The 14,505-nt window shown below is 71.1% G+C and carries 11 protein-coding genes and 1 riboswitch; of the genes, 5 read left to right on the top strand and 6 right to left on the bottom strand.

The window, feature by feature from the left end:
* Positions 1 to 79 precede the first annotated feature (79 nt).
* Both ACIRQP_RS07995 and ACIRQP_RS08000 read left to right on the top strand, forming a co-directional pair.
* Entirely contained in the window at positions 80 to 1,375 is a 1,296-nt protein-coding gene (locus tag ACIRQP_RS07995) for a PspC domain-containing protein (protein ID WP_403885073.1), read from the top strand.
* Between the two features lie 176 nt (positions 1,376 to 1,551).
* Positions 1,552 to 2,274, top strand: a complete 723-nt coding sequence (locus tag ACIRQP_RS08000) for a LuxR C-terminal-related transcriptional regulator (protein ID WP_403885076.1) — start codon at positions 1,552 to 1,554, stop codon at positions 2,272 to 2,274.
* A gap of 19 nt (positions 2,275 to 2,293) precedes the next feature.
* On the opposite strand, the gene ACIRQP_RS08005 is transcribed toward ACIRQP_RS08000, so the two are convergent.
* Both ACIRQP_RS08005 and ACIRQP_RS08010 read right to left on the bottom strand, forming a co-directional pair.
* A complete protein-coding gene (locus ACIRQP_RS08005) occupies positions 2,294 to 2,671 on the bottom strand; it encodes a hypothetical protein (protein WP_403885079.1) in 378 nt (125 codons plus the stop codon).
* Positions 2,672 to 2,844: 173 nt separating this feature from the next.
* Positions 2,845 to 3,885, bottom strand: coding sequence for an NlpC/P60 family protein (locus ACIRQP_RS08010; RefSeq protein ID WP_403885081.1), 1,041 nt, complete (start codon positions 3,883 to 3,885; stop codon positions 2,845 to 2,847).
* Positions 3,886 to 4,132: 247 nt separating this feature from the next.
* Here ACIRQP_RS08010 and ACIRQP_RS08015 point away from each other — a divergent pair, with 247 nt between their 5' ends.
* A complete protein-coding gene (locus ACIRQP_RS08015) occupies positions 4,133 to 4,486 on the top strand; it encodes a hypothetical protein (protein WP_403885084.1) in 354 nt (117 codons plus the stop codon).
* Positions 4,487 to 4,605: 119 nt separating this feature from the next.
* Here the strand turns inward: ACIRQP_RS08015 and ACIRQP_RS08020 are convergent, their stop codons facing one another.
* A complete protein-coding gene (locus tag ACIRQP_RS08020; protein ID WP_403885087.1) occupies positions 4,606 to 5,841 on the bottom strand; it encodes an NlpC/P60 family protein in 1,236 nt (411 codons plus the stop codon).
* A riboswitch (cyclic di-AMP (ydaO/yuaA leader) is annotated at positions 5,840 to 6,003 on the bottom strand. Its footprint overlaps the gene before it by 2 nt.
* 285 nt (positions 6,004 to 6,288) lie before the next feature.
* Here ACIRQP_RS08020 and ACIRQP_RS08025 point away from each other — a divergent pair.
* Positions 6,289 to 8,853, top strand: coding sequence for an ATP-dependent DNA helicase (locus ACIRQP_RS08025; protein ID WP_403885090.1), 2,565 nt, complete (start codon positions 6,289 to 6,291; stop codon positions 8,851 to 8,853).
* A 35-nt stretch (positions 8,854 to 8,888) separates the two neighbouring features.
* Here the strand turns inward: ACIRQP_RS08025 and ACIRQP_RS08030 are convergent, their stop codons facing one another.
* Together ACIRQP_RS08030 and ACIRQP_RS08035 are read right to left on the bottom strand one after the other, a co-directional pair.
* Entirely contained in the window at positions 8,889 to 10,622 is a 1,734-nt protein-coding gene (locus tag ACIRQP_RS08030; RefSeq protein ID WP_403885093.1) for a M23 family metallopeptidase, read from the bottom strand.
* A gap of 248 nt (positions 10,623 to 10,870) precedes the next feature.
* Positions 10,871 to 11,794, bottom strand: a complete 924-nt coding sequence (locus tag ACIRQP_RS08035; protein WP_403885096.1) for an esterase/lipase family protein — start codon at positions 11,792 to 11,794, stop codon at positions 10,871 to 10,873.
* 411 nt (positions 11,795 to 12,205) lie between these two features.
* On the opposite strand from ACIRQP_RS08035, the gene ACIRQP_RS08040 reads away from it, so the two are divergent.
* Positions 12,206 to 12,694: a cobalamin B12-binding domain-containing protein gene (locus tag ACIRQP_RS08040; RefSeq protein WP_403885099.1), complete on the top strand. Its 489-nt coding sequence runs from the start codon at positions 12,206 to 12,208 to the stop codon at positions 12,692 to 12,694.
* A gap of 25 nt (positions 12,695 to 12,719) precedes the next feature.
* Here ACIRQP_RS08040 and ACIRQP_RS08045 read toward each other — a convergent pair whose 3' ends face one another.
* Positions 12,720 to 14,450 (bottom strand): DUF5691 domain-containing protein, encoded by a 1,731-nt coding sequence (locus tag ACIRQP_RS08045; RefSeq protein WP_403885102.1) that lies wholly within the window; start codon positions 14,448 to 14,450, stop codon positions 12,720 to 12,722.
* Between the last annotated feature and the right edge of the window lie 55 nt (positions 14,451 to 14,505).

The following is a 14,505-nucleotide window of genomic DNA, read 5'->3' on the forward strand; positions in this document are numbered from 1 at the left end:
GCACGCCCTAGGTATCAGGGTCGCCTCAGGGGCACGACCCTGATGTCCCCGCACGCCGCGCCATGTGACCATCGATGGCATGCCAGCCGCCCCGCCACGCGCCGCGCCCTCAGCCTCTCGCGCCCCTCTGCCCGAGGAACAGGCCCCGCGCAAGCTCTACCGCAGCGCGGACGGCCGGATGCTCGGCGGTGTCGCGCGCGGGCTGGCCGGGCATCTCGGGCTGCCGGTCGTCTGGGTGCGGCTGGTCTTCCTCGGTCTCTTCTTCGCCCAGGGCCTCGGCGCGCTGCTCTACGCCGTCTTCTGGATCGTCGTACCGCTCGGTGTCGGCGGTACGGCGGCCGAACCGCGTTCCCTCTTCGAGACCAGCCCGGACGGCCGGCGCCGCCTCCGTAAACCCGACAAGGGCCAGATCTTCGCGCTCATCGCGCTGGCGATCGGCGCGTCCGTCTTCGTCGGCAACGTCAATCTGGGCCGGAGCCAGGCCGACCGCTATATATGGCCCACCCTGCTGATCGGCGCCGGTGTCGTCCTGGTCTGGCGACAGGCGGACAACGCCCGCCGCGCCCGCTGGACGGAGGTCGGCAGACGCCGCCGGATCTTCCAGCTCGCCCGCGGCTTCGCGGGCGTCGCGCTGGTCGGCCTCGGCCTGGCCGTCTTCATGGTGGTGCGCGGCGCCGCGACCCAGCTCGGCAACGTACTGACCGGGGCGATCGCGGTCGTGGCCGGTGTCGCCCTGCTCGCCGGGCCCTGGCTCGTACGGATGATGCAGGACCTCTCCGAGGAGAGGCTGATGCGTATACGCGCGCAGGAACGGGCCGAGGTCGCCGCGCATGTCCATGACTCCGTGCTGCACACCCTCACGCTCATCCAGCGCAACGCCGACGACGGGGGCGAGGTCCGCCGGCTCGCCCGCGCGCAGGAGCGGGAGCTGCGCGCCTGGCTCTACAAACCCGAGGGCACGGGCAAGGACGAGGAGGACGAACCCACCACCCTCGCCGAGGCGGTGAAGCGCACGGCGGCGGAGGTGGAGGACTACCACGGAGTCCCGATCGAGGTCGTGGTCGTGGGCGACTGCCCGCTCGACGAGAAGCTGGCCGCGCAGATGCAGGCCGCACGCGAGGCGATGGTCAACGCCGCCAAGTACGGTGGCGAGGGCGGCGCCGTACAGGTCTTCGCGGAGGTGGAGGGCCGTACGGTCTTCCTCTCCGTACGGGACCGGGGCCCCGGCTTCGACCTGGACGCGGTGCCGGCCGACCGGATGGGTGTACGGGAATCGATCATCGGCCGGATGCAGCGCAACGGCGGCACGGCGCGGCTGCGTTCGGTGCCCGGCAACGGCACGGAGGTCGAGTTGGAGATGGAACGGGCAGACTGAGGGCGGGTGCCGGGGCCCGGGACCGGGCCGGGAGCCGGTCCGAGCGGCCGTAGGGCCGGTCCGTACGGCTTGGTTCGTGCGGGTGGTTCGTGCGGGTGGTCCGCGCGAGCGGCTGCGAGCGGCGTGTACCGGCGGTCCGTATCAGCGACGAACGACTAGGGCGAGGGACAGAGACCATGAGCGAGGGCGCACAGGCCGGGGCCACCGGTGCGGAGAGCGGCGGCCCGGCGGGGAACGGCCGGCGCGTACGGGTCGTGCTCGTCGACGACCACCGGATGTTCCGTACCGGAGTGCAGGCCGAGATCGGCCGTACGGAGGAGACGGGCGTCGAGGTCGTCGGCGAGGCCGCCGATGTCGACCAGGCGGTCACCGTGATCATGGCGACCCGGCCCGAGGTCGTGCTCCTCGATGTCCACCTCCCGGGCGGCGGCGGCGTGGAGGTGCTGCGCCGCTGCGCGCCGCTGATGGGCGCGGGCGAGAATCCGGTGCGCTTCCTGGCGCTGTCGGTCTCGGACGCGGCCGAGGACGTGATCGGGGTCATCAGGGGCGGCGCCCGCGGCTATGTCACCAAGACGATCACCGGCACGGACCTGGTCGACTCGATCTTCCGGGTGCAGGAGGGCGACGCGGTCTTCTCGCCCCGGCTGGCCGGCTTCGTCCTGGACGCCTTCGCCTCGACGGACGCCCCGCCGGTGGACGAGGACATGGACCGGCTGACGCAGCGCGAGCGCGAGGTGCTGCGGCTGATCGCACGCGGGTACGCGTACAAGGAGATCGCCAAGCAGCTCTTCATCTCGGTGAAGACCGTGGAATCCCATGTCTCGGCGGTGCTGCGGAAGCTCCAGCTCTCCAACCGGCATGAGCTGACGCGCTGGGCGACGGCGCGCAGGCTCGTCTGAGACCGCGCGCCCGTCCGCTCTACGAGCAGTGCCACTCGGTGACGTACGTCCGGTCCCGGTACTCCATCACGCCGCGGATGCACTCGCCCGGCGCGGTGTCGAGCCTGCCGGTCCGCTCGGCGCGGCCGTGCCAGGTCTGCTGGGTGCCGAGCCAGCCGGGAAACGCGGTGATGCGGTCGTCCTTGCGCTGGTAACCGAGGCGTACGGCGACACTGCGGTGGCCGTGGTACTGGTCGTAGCGCACGGTGAACGGTCCCGCGCCGCCCACCGGGCCCTCGATACAGAGCCGGCCGCCGGAAAGATCGCCGCACCCCCGCGGAGTGAGGCCGACAGGCGCCAGGACGAAAAGTGCGCCGACGGCGAGAACCGTTCCTCTGACGGCGGTGGCTCGTCTCACGGCTCCCCCTTCAGGGCAGACGGGATGCTGCGCCCATCGTGACCCGGGAAGGGGTAACCGGCACGCTGGTGTGGGCCGTTCGGCGACGCCGGAGTTGCGGGACTGTCGTTACGCGGGCAGGACCGTCCTCCCTACGGCGGGCGGGACTGTCCTTGCGGCGGGCGGGACTGTCCTCACACGGGCCGACTGGCGCCGGCGAACGGCATCTGGTCGAGCGGCGCCAGCCGGACCGCCGAGCCCGGCCGGGGGGCGTGGATCATCTGCCCGCCGCCGACATAGATCCCGACATGGCTGATGCCGGAGAAGAAGAACACCAGGTCGCCAGGGGCGAGAGCGTCGCGTGAGACCCGCTGTCCCCTGTTGATCTGGGTGTAGGTGGTACGGGGGAGGGAGACGCCCGCGGAGCGCCAGGCGGCCTGGGTGAGCCCGGAGCAGTCGAAGGCACCGGGCCCGGTCGCGCCCCAGACGTACGGCTTCCCGATCGCCCCGTAGGCGTAGGCGACGGCCGCGGCGGCACGGGCGTTCGGCGCCCGCACCGCGCCGGGTGCCATGGACGTGGCGCCCGGCTGGTCCTGGCCGCCCCGCTGGTCGTACTGGGCGCGCTGCGGCGCGGTGAGGCGGTCGAGCAGCCGCTCGGCGGAGCCGATCTTCTCCTGGACGGCGGACTTGTGCCGGGCCAGCTCGGACTGGGAGGCCCTCAGCTCCGTGAGCCGGCCGTCGGCCCGGGTGCGCAGTTCGGCGATGCGGGCGAGTTCCTTGCGGATCGCGGCGATCCTGGCGGCCTGCCGGGAACCGGCCCGTTCGGCGAGCGAGGCCCCTTCCAGGTACTCCTCCGGCGAGGAACTGAGCGCGAGCTGTACGGCGGGGTCGAGGCCGCCGGCCCGGTACTGCGCGGAGGCGATCGAACCGAGCGCGTTGCGCGAGCTATTGAGCCGTTCCGTCCTGCGCGTGGCCTCGTCCCGCAGATGTGTGAGCGCGGTACGCGCCTTGTCCGCCTTCACCTTCGTCCCGTTGTACTGCTCGGTGGCGGTCTCGGCCTGCTCGTACAACGCGTCCACCTTGGCCTTGACCTGGGCCGGGGTGAGCCGGGGCTCGGCGTGTGCGGGGCCGTCGAAGGCGGTGGCTGTCGCGGCCCCGGCGAGTGCGAGGGTGGCGGCGGTACGGCCGGCGGGGCCGGTGAGCGTGCGCTGTCTGGGCTTTCGGTGCGCTGCCACGGGGGTGGATCCTCTTCCCTAGTCGGTCACGGTGGGTCATGGCCGGTCGCCAGGAGAAGGACGCTAAGGCGCAAGGTCACAGTCCGGCCTCGGCAAGGCCGGTATTGGCGAGAGGTGGCAGAACAGGACCGTCTTGTGACCGGCATGATCGTGGCCTCGGAACCCCTTTTCGTCCGGACCCGACCGATATCGGAACCGAGCCCCACCTCGCCGCCGGTGGTGATATGGCCCTCGATAGGCTCCGGGCATGGACGTACTCATCAATGTCTTCGTCGCGCTTCACATCATCGGCATAGCCTCGCTGCTCGGCGGCTTTCTCACCCAGATGAAGTCGATGAGCACGGGGACGGCCCGCTTCAACAAGGCGATGCTGCACGGCGCGCTGACGATGCTCGTCACGGGGGTCGCCCTGGTGGGCCTCAACCAGGCCGACGACCAGACGGTGAACAACATCAAGATCGGCATCAAGCTCGCGGTGCTGGTCGTGATCCTGGCCGTGGTGTACGTGAAGCGTGACGACGAGACCGCCCCGAAGCAGCTGTTCGGCATGGTGGGCGGGCTGACGGTGGCCAACATCTTCATCGCCACGCTCTGGACCTGACACGGCCCCGGGGCCCGGTCCTCGGGTCCGCCCCTGCTCCCGGTCCTCGGTCCGGGCCCCCGCTCCCGGTCTGCGGTTCGGGGGCCGGGGGCCGTCTCCCGCGTGCGGCACGCTGCCCGTCAGGCGGGGCGGACGCTTCCGTAGATCGGCATGTAGTAGATCGACTCCTCGCGGACGTTCGCGCCCGGCTTGGGGGCGTGGATCATCATGCCGTCGCCGATGTAGATCCCGACATGGCTGATGTCGTCGTAGAAGAAGACCAGGTCACCGGGGAGCAGATCCTCGGTCGCGACGCGCGTACCGGCCTTCACCTGGTCCCAGGTGGTGCGCGGCAGCTCCACTCCCGCCTCCTTCCAGGCCGCCTGGGTCAGGCCCGAGCAGTCGTACGAGCTGGGTCCTGTGGCGCCCCAGACGTACGGCTTGCCTATCTGGGCGCGGGCGAAGGAGAGGACCTTGGCGGCCTTGGTGGCGTAGCTGCCGTCCGAGGCGCCGGTGCCGCCGCTCGTGCCGGTACCTGTTCCTGTGCCGGTATCACCTGAGCCCGTGCCTGTGCCCGTATCGGAGCCTGAGCCGGTGCCCGTACCGGTCGAGGGGGCCTGAGCCTGCTGCTCCTTGCGCTTGCGCTCGGCCTCGGCCTTCGCGCGGGCCTCCTGTTTCGCCTGTGCCTCCGCCTTGCGGCGGGCCTCCTCTTCCTTCTTGCGCTCCAGCGCGGCCAGCCGCGCCTTCTCCTCCGTGGTCAGCTTCGACAGCAGCGCACGCGCCGCGCCGAGTTTCTGCTGCACGTTCTGCTTGCTGGTGCGCAGCGCGGTCTGCGACGCGGTGAGAGACTCCAGGTCCTTGGACGCCTGCTGCCGCTTCTTCGCGGCGTCGGCCTGCTGCGTCTGGTAGTCGGCGAGGACCCCGCGCTGACGCTCCGTCAGCCGGTCCGTCACCTGCTTCTGCTCGAAGAACGACTGCGGGCTGTCCGCGAACAGCAGGGCGGCGGTCGAGGTGACCGCGCCTTCCCGGTACTGCGCGGCCGCGAACGAGCCGAGCGTACGCCGGGCCTCGTTCAGCTTGTCCGCGCGCTTGGCGACCTCGTCGAGCACCCGGTCGACCGCGCGCTTCTGCTTCTGCGTGGCCTCTTTCGCCCTGTTGTACTTCTGCGTCTCACCGCCGGCCTGGCGGTACAGATCGTCGACCTTCTTCTGTACCTCCTCCATGGACGGCTTCGGCTCGACGGGCGCGGCGCTCGCGCTCTGCGCCGTGAGCAACGTGACCGAGGCGAGCGCGGCCGTCGTGATCCCGACGGCGGGAGAGGCGGTACGTACTCCGCTGAGGCTGCGCGGCTTGCGATGCGACGCCAAGGTCGGCATCTCCTTCCGTGGACCGCCTACCGGGTTAGCTGTCGGGTTCGGGCGGAACGGAAGGCTGCCCTACGGGCCTTGAGCGAAAGGCCCGATTCACCCCGGTTGTGCAGTGTGGGTCCCCGGTTTCGAACTTCCTTCCGGAAAGCCCGAATTCGGCGTGGGCCGCCCGCTTGGCGTGGGTCGCCGTTGGGGGTACGGGCTGCCTGATCGAGCACGCTAGCCAAGGTGTGGTGCTGGTGTGAAGGTCGATGGCCGATATGCCCGATACATTTTCGTGACCATTTGCGCGTGCGATGTGCGGAACGCGCCGCTGGCGCCCGTTCATCACGGTGGGTGACCATGGTGCCGCCGGTGGTGATGGTGACGGTGGCCGGGGATGCGGCCGGGGATGCGGCCGGGGAATTCCGAAGGCGGGCGCGGTCTGTCAGTGCGGCGGCCTAGACTCGGACAGCGATGAGCAGCCTCTTTGACGACAGTTTCCTGGCGGACCTCCAGCCCTCCGGCGACGAGCATCCCCCGCCGCCCGAGGACGACGCCGAGCACGCACCGGAGCAGGTGCCCGACGACCTCTTCCAGGGTGCCTACGACACGCCCCCGGCGCGGGACCAGTACCACCGCGACGGCGCCCCGCGCACGGTCGTGGACCCCGCCGCGCTGCTCGAAGGGCTGAACGAGGAGCAGCGCGCGGCCGTCGTGCACACCGGCTCGCCCCTGCTCATCGTGGCCGGGGCCGGGTCGGGCAAGACCCGGGTGCTGACCCACCGGATCGCGCATCTGCTGGGAACGCGCGGCGTCCATCCAGGTCAGATACTGGCGATCACGTTCACCAACAAGGCCGCGGGCGAGATGAAGGAGCGTGTCGGCCAGCTCGTCGGCCCGCGCGCCAACGCCATGTGGGTCATGACGTTCCACAGCGCCTGCGTACGGATCCTGCGGCGCGAGTCGAAGAGGCTCGGGTTCACCTCCTCGTTCTCCATCTACGACGCCGCCGACTCGAAGCGTCTGATGGCCCTGGTCTGCCGCGATCTGGACCTCGACCCCAAGCGTTACCCGCCCAAGTCCTTCAGCGCCAAGATCTCGAATCTGAAGAACGAGCTGATCGACGAGGAGACCTTCGCCGACCAGGCCACCGACGGCTTCGAGAAGATGCTCGCCGAGGCGTACCGGATGTACCAGGCGCGGCTGCGCGAGGCCAACGCGCTGGACTTCGACGACATCATCATGACCACCGTCCATCTGCTCCAGGCGTTCCCCGATGTCGCCGAGCACTACCGGCGGCGCTTCCGGCACGTCCTGGTGGATGAGTACCAGGACACCAACCACGCCCAGTACACGCTCGTACGCGAGCTGGTGGGCCCCTCCGGAGAGGGGCACGACCCGGCCGAGCTGTGTGTCGTCGGTGACGCCGACCAGTCGATCTACGCCTTCCGGGGCGCCACGATCCGTAACATCCTCCAGTTCGAGGAGGACTACCCGGACGCGACGACTATTTTGCTGGAGCAGAACTACCGCTCCACGCAGACGATCCTCAGCGCCGCCAACGCGGTCATCGAGCGGAACGAGAGCCGTCGGCCGAAGAATCTGTGGACGAAGGCCGGCGCGGGCGCCCAGATCACCGGCTACGTCGCGGACACGGAGCACGACGAGGCGCAGTTCGTCGCCGACGAGATCGACCGGCTGACGGACGCGGGCGAGGCCAAGGCGGGCGATGTCGCGGTCTTCTACCGTACGAACGCGCAGTCCCGTGTCTTCGAGGAGATCTTCATCCGGGTCGGCCTGCCCTACAAGGTCGTCGGCGGAGTGCGCTTCTACGAGCGCAAGGAGGTCCGCGACGTGCTGGCCTATCTGCGCGTTCTGGCCAACCCGGAGGACAACGTTCCGCTGCGCCGCATCCTCAATGTGCCCAAGCGCGGCATCGGGGACCGCGCGGAGGCGATGATCGACGCGCTCGCGCTGCGCGAGCGGATCACCTTCCCGCAGGCGCTGCGGCGCGTGGACGAGGCGTATGGAATGGCCGCCCGCTCGGCCAACGCCGTCAAGCGGTTCAACGCGCTGATGGAGGAGTTGCGCACGGTCGTCGAGTCCGGCGCCGGGCCCGCGACGGTCCTGGAGGCCGTGCTCGAACGGACGGGCTATCTGGCGGAGTTGCAGGCATCGACCGACCCGCAGGACGAGACGCGTATCGAGAACCTCCAGGAACTGGCCGCGGTGGCACTGGAGTTCGAGCAGGAGCGCGGCCAGGCGGCCGCCGCGGAGGCGGCGGGCGACGGCGCGGATGCTGCCGACGCCACCGGTACGACGGACGCGGCGACCACTGCCGGTACGGCCGCCACGACTGGTACGGCCGCCACGACCGGTACGCTCGCCGAATTCCTGGAGAAAGTGGCGCTCGTCGCCGACTCCGACCAGATCCCCGACGAGGACGAGGACGGCTCCGGTGTCATCACGCTGATGACGCTGCACACCGCCAAGGGCCTCGAATTCCCCGTCGTGTTCCTGTCGGGCATGGAGGACGGCGTCTTCCCGCACATGCGCGCCCTCGGCCAGACGAAGGAGCTGGAGGAGGAACGGCGGCTGGCGTACGTCGGCATCACGCGCGCCCGCGAGCGCCTCTATCTGACCCGGTCGTCGATGCGGAGCGCGTGGGGCCAGCCCTCGTACAACCCGCCGTCGAGGTTCCTGGAGGAGATCCCGGGACAGCACCTGGAGTGGAAGCGGACCGGTGCGCAGATCCCGGCGGGGCCCACGTCCGGGATCGCGTCCTCGCTGTCGTCGTCCTTGTCGGCCGCCTCGCGGTCGAGGGCGGGCGGCGGACCCTCGGGCTTCGCCACGCGGCGCACCACCGACAAGCCGGTGATCGCGCTGGCGGTCGGGGACCGCGTCACGCACGACCAGTTCGGCCTCGGCACGGTCATGGCGGTGACGGGCACGGGCGCGGACACGCAGGCGACGGTCGACTTCGGGGACACGAAGCCCAAGCGGCTGCTGCTGCGGTACGCGCCGGTCGAGAAGCTGTGAGTACGACGACGTAACGGGCCCCGGCGGGGCGCCCGTTACGTCGGGTCGACGCCGTGGCTGCGGAGCCAGGCCAGCGGGTCGATCGCGGCGCCGCCGCCGGGCCGTACCTCGAAGTGCAGGTGCGGTCCGGTGGAGTTGCCCGAATTCCCCGAGTACGCGATCACGTCACCGGCCTTGACCGAACCGGAGCGGATCTTCGTGGTGCTGAGATGGCAGTACCAGGTCTCGGTGCCGTCGGGCGCGGTCACGATCGCCATGTTGCCGTAGGCGCTGTTGTACTGCGTGCGTACGGTGCCGTCGGTCGCGGCCATCACCGGCGTGCCGTACGACACGGGGAAGTCGATCCCGGTGTGGATGGACATCCAGTTGACGCCGGCCTGGCCGTATCGCGCGCTGAGCCCGTGCTGCGAGACGGGGAGGACGAACTTGGGGCGCTCGGCCTCCTTGCGGGCCGCCTCCGCGTCACGCCTCTTCTTCTCCGCTTCCTGCCGCGCCTGGAGGTCGATGCGCTCCTGCGTACGGCTGGCCCGGTCACCGAAGTCACGGGCGTCGGCGTTGAGCGCGGCGAGCTGGGTGTCCAGCTTGTTGTTCGCGGCCACGGGCTTCACGGAGCCGGGATCGGCGGCCGAGGCGGTCGTGGTCTTGTCGGCCTGGGCCTCCTCGCCGGCGCCGAGGCCACTGACGGAGGCGGCGGCGACACCCGCGACGCCCATCACACACGCGGAGGGGACGGCGACCGTGAGGAGCGCGGAGCGCTTGGCGGGGGTGCGGCGGCGGCCCCGGCCGCCGTTCGGGCTGCCGCCGGTCCTGCGTTCGCCGCGGGGCGGGAGGTTCACCGTGGGAGTCGTCATCGTCGCTGCCATGTGCAGCGGGTCGGCCTCGGGCGCGGAGTCCGTGTCCGTATCGCCTTCGCGTCCGGGCTCCGCGGCCCCGGGGTGCGCGTCGGTCCCCGTGCCGGTCTCGGCTTCGTAGCCGGGCTCCGCGTCGAAGGCGTGTTCAGGCTCCGGCCCCGGGGCGCCGTACTCGGCGCCGGGGGCGAGGTCGTACTGCTCGTACGGGCCGCCGTCCTGGCCGTACTGCTCGTGGGCGTTGTCGTGCGGGGCGTCGGCCATCGTGCCGGGCGAGTTCCAGGCGGTGGCGTCGTACGCGCCGGTGTCGAACGCGGGCGCCGCCCACTGCGCGGTCGCGTCGTACCCGAACTGCGCTGCCTCGAACTGTGCAGCTTCGAACTGCCCGGACTCGAATTGCGCCGACTCGAACTGTGCGCCTGCGAACGGTGCGGCGGGGTCGAACGGCGCCGCGACGGTGTGGTCCGAGATGCCGTACGCGAACTGCGTGGCGTCGAACTGGCCTGTTGCGGCGGTTCCGTTCAGCTGGTCGGCCTGCTGCGCGAGGTTCGCGTGGTTCGCCAGGTTCGCTTGGTTCCAGGCGTCCGCGTCCCACTGGCCCGTGACATCCGGCTCCGCCGACTGGCCCGGGATGCCCGGGGTCTGCTGCTGATAGCCGCTGTCGGGCGCGGTGGTGACGGTGGCCCACTGGCCGCTGGTGTCGTACTGCCCGTACTGCGGCGCGGCGTACGCGTCGTACCCGGTCGTCTGATGCGCGCCGGTGTCCCACTGCGTGTTGTCGTACTGGCCCGTCGTGGCCTGGGGGCTGTCATAGCCGCCCGAGCCGACCGGGAGGGTGCCGAAGAGCGGGTCGGTCTCGAAGCTGCCGTTCTGGTAGCCGTCGTATGCGGCGTACCCGGCGTGGGCGTGCTGGTCGTTCACCAACTTCTCTCTCGCCTCGGCAGCAGAACCAGGGTTCCCTCCGGGCCCCTGTCCGACGGACACGGTCCCTGAGGGAAAGCAGTGGCCGCGACTGTACCCGGCGGTATAGGACGGCGACAATCTTCGGCAGGTTTTGCGTTCCGTTGAAACGGGCATTCGGCCGTGTTTCGGCGGACGACGGGCGCAGACTTGGCCTTACGTTCGAAACGTGTTCGAGACGGTAGGGGGATTTCGACGAGTCCCGCGCGTCAGGCGACGGACGCCGGGCCCTCGAAGCGCGGGTCGTCCTCCGTGGATTCCTCTGGCACGGGGCCGGAGTTGACGGAGTCCAGGCCGGATTCGCCTGTGAGTCCGGGGGATTCGAGCGCGTGCCGGATGTCGGCCGCGACTCCGGGGTGCACGGTCATGGCGAGATGTCCGACCCCGCTCACCAGCACGTTCTGCGCCTGAAGGTCCGGATGCGCGATGCGCGCCGTGAGGGCCGGCGCCATCAACTGGTCGAGATCGCTCCAGAAACTCACGAATCGCGTACGGCAGCCGGGCGCGGGCAGCCGCAACTCTTCGATCAGGTCAGACCCCGGCCGCATCTGCCGTACGACGGGGTGGGCGTTGGCCAGCGGGACGACAGCCGTGCCTTCGTGCGGCGTGGCGATCGTGACCAGCGTACGTACCCGTGAGTCACCGCCCAGACGCTGTACGTAATACCGCGCGATCAGGCCGCCGAGGCTGTGTCCGATCACATCGACCTGGCGGTGGCCGGTGCGGGCGCAGATCTCCTCGACATGCCGGCCGAGCAGCTCGGCGGCCGTACGGATGTCGCAGGTCAGCGGCGAGTAGTTGAGCGATACAAGACGGGTCCAGCCGTGCCGGGCGAGGGAGCGGCGCAGCAGGACGAAGACGGACCGGTTGTCGACGAGGCCGTGGAGCAGGACGACGGGGGGGTGGGCGAGGTCCTCGGTGGGCGGCTGGGCGGTTTCCGGCGGCAGGGGCTCTGCGCGGCGCTCCTGGACGATCCCGGCCGGGTAGAGGACGAGATGGCCGGTGAGTACCGCCAGGTCGAGCGCGTTGGCACGGAGTGCGTCGGCGGGGAGCGTGGCGTGCCATACGCGGCCGGCCTGGCGGAGAAGCGGCGAAACGAAGGGAAAAAGCGGCAAGAACGGCGAAACATTCATGGCCGACCTCCGAACGGCACCCGGGGGGCGGCTCTGGCCCCCGCGTGCCCTCACGGGGCGCCGCCCGGCGGGTCGGATGGCTGCCGGCACACCGAAATGCCGGGGTCGGTATACACGAGCCGTGCCACCGCGCCGCGCGGCTGGCGGCACGGTGGAACGGCGCCCGTGTGGCGACTCCTTTTGCGGCTCCCCTCGCGGTCGCCCCTTACCCGGCCGGGTGGGCCGAGTCATACCGGAACGACGCAAAGCGAACATGTCCCACGTGTGATTTCCCCCTCGCGGACCTCCGCGAAACGGCCGCGTGCGGGATGCTGTGGATAACGTTCGTTCACCTCCGTGGGCCCGGTCCCGACCGGACCGGGGCGCGGGGACCCGTGCCAAAGACAGTGCGGTCGGTATGTGGAGGCAGTGATGGGTGTGGCTTGGCATCCGGAGAATCAGCGTCCGGAGAATCAGTCGCGGAGCCAGGACGGGACGAGCGGAGCGCACGCGGCCGGTGGCCCGATCCGGGTGGTGGTCGCGAAGCCGGGGCTCGACGGACATGACCGTGGGGCCAAGGTGATCGCGCGTGCGCTGCGGGACGCGGGGATGGAGGTCATCTACACGGGGCTCCACCAGACCCCCGAGCAGATTGTGGACACCGCGATCCAGGAGGACGCCGAGGCGATCGGCCTCTCGATCCTCTCCGGGGCGCACAACACGCTCTTCGCGAAGGTGATCGCGCTGCTCATGGAGCGGGACGCGGCGGACATCAAGGTCTTCGGCGGCGGCATCATCCCGGAGGCGGACATCGCCCCGCTCAAGGAGCTGGGTGTGGCCGAGATCTTCACCCCGGGGGCGACGACGACCTCCATCGTCGCGTGGGTCCACGCCAACGTCCGCCGGCCCGCGGACGCGTGACGCGTGCCGTCGCCCGTGGCATCGCTCATGGCGCCGCCGGTTCGGTGAGTTCGGTGAGTTGGCCGAGGTCATGGGGGTCGTTGAGTCCGTTGTACTCGTTGAGCCCGTGGTGCCCCTCGATCTCGGCCAGCATCGACGCGCGCAGACGCAGCGTGGAGACCAGCCGTCGGAAGGCTTCCGACCAGTAGCCGCCCGCGCCCGGTGACGCGTCCTCCGGCTCGTCCTGTGCCGCGGTGAGCAGCTCCAGCCGGCCGGCCTCCGCGGGGTCGAGGCATCGCTCCGCGAGACCCATGACCCCGCTGAAGCTCCACGGGTAGCTCCCCGCGTCCCGGGCGATGTCCAGCGCGTCCACGACCGCCCGGCCGAGCGGCTCCGCCCAGGGCACCGCGCAGACGCCGAGCAGCTGGAACGCCTCGGAGAGACCATGGGCGGCGATGAACGAGGCCACCCAGGAGGCCCGTTCGGCGGGCGGCAGCGTGGCGAGAAGCTTCGCCCGTTCCGCCAGCGACGAGGTGCCGGGACCGGCGGCCGGGGAGGCGGCGGGAGCGCCCAGCAGGGCGGTGGACCACCGCGCGTCCCGCTGCCGTACGGCCCCCCGGCACCACGCGCCGTGCAGTTCGTCGGCCCAGTCGTCCAGGACGGGCAGCGCGACGATCTCCTCCGGGGTACGGCCACCGAGCCTGGCGGGCCAGGTGGCCAGCGGGGCCGCCTCGACCAACTGGCCCAGCCACCAGGACCGTTCGCCCCGGCCGGCGGGCGGGGCCGGGACCACTCCGTCACGCTGCATGTCCGCGTCACATTCGTGCGGCGCCTCGACCGTGATGACCTGCCCGCCACCCGTACGGTCCATGCTCACGCACGTCGCCGCGCGGGCCGCCATCCTTCCGGCGAGGGCGGAGCCCGGCAGCGCGGAGAGCAACTCGGCTGCGGTGTGGCGGACATTGCGGCTGCGGTCCGACAGGGCCCGTTCCAGAAACGGCTCGTCCGCCCCGGACAGCCCCGTACGCAGCGAGTCGAGGAACATCAGCCGGTCCTCGGCGCGCTCCGTGGACCAGGTCGAGGCGAGCAGCGCCCGGGAAGCCTCCGCGTCCTGGGCCCGTACGGCGGCGAGCAGCGCGACCCGCTCGGCGAACAGGCCCTCCTCCCAGAGCAGTCGGACAGCCTCGCCGTCCCGCGGGTCGGGCAGCAGGGCGCCGCCGGACGCACCCCGCAGCGCGAACTTCCACTCCGGGTTGAACCGGGCGAGCCAGAGCCCGCGCGGCCCGGCGAACGTCAACGCCTGCGGCCGCAGATCGGTACGCGCGCGGGCGGCGTCGAGCAGCGCGGGAAGTACGGCGGCGGGCGCGCGATAGCCGTGCTGATTGGCGGCGGCGAGCCACTGCGGGAGCAGTTCGGTGAGGTCGGGCGCCGCGCCGCGGCGCCCTCCGCCGCCGGAGGACGCCGACCGGTCGGCCAGCAACTGGCTGAGCCGTCTTCCGGCCGCCTCCGGCAGCTGTGCGCGGCCGTCATGGGGCGCGGGCTCCGGGCGGGCGGCGGCGCGCGCGGGAAGGAGCCCCGCCCTGCGCCGTACGGTGTGCAACGCGGCGGCGTCCAGCAGGGCCGTCGGCGCCTCCTTGCCCGGGGTCATGATCTCCGCGGGCGGGGTGCGGCGCTCCGTACCGAGCAGTGCCGAGGTGACGAGCCCTTCCCAGAGCGTCGTGACGCGGGTCGTGCCGGTGGGGCCGGCCGGGTCGATGGTGCGAGTCGTGTCCGTCATGGAGCCCTCCGTTGTCGGCGCGGTCGGCCAGGTCCCGTCGGGACCGTCCGCTAGG

Origin of the sequence: Streptomyces sp. NPDC102274, assembly GCF_044766385.1 — a bacterium.
Taxonomy (GTDB): Bacteria; Actinomycetota; Actinomycetes; order Streptomycetales; family Streptomycetaceae; genus Streptomyces.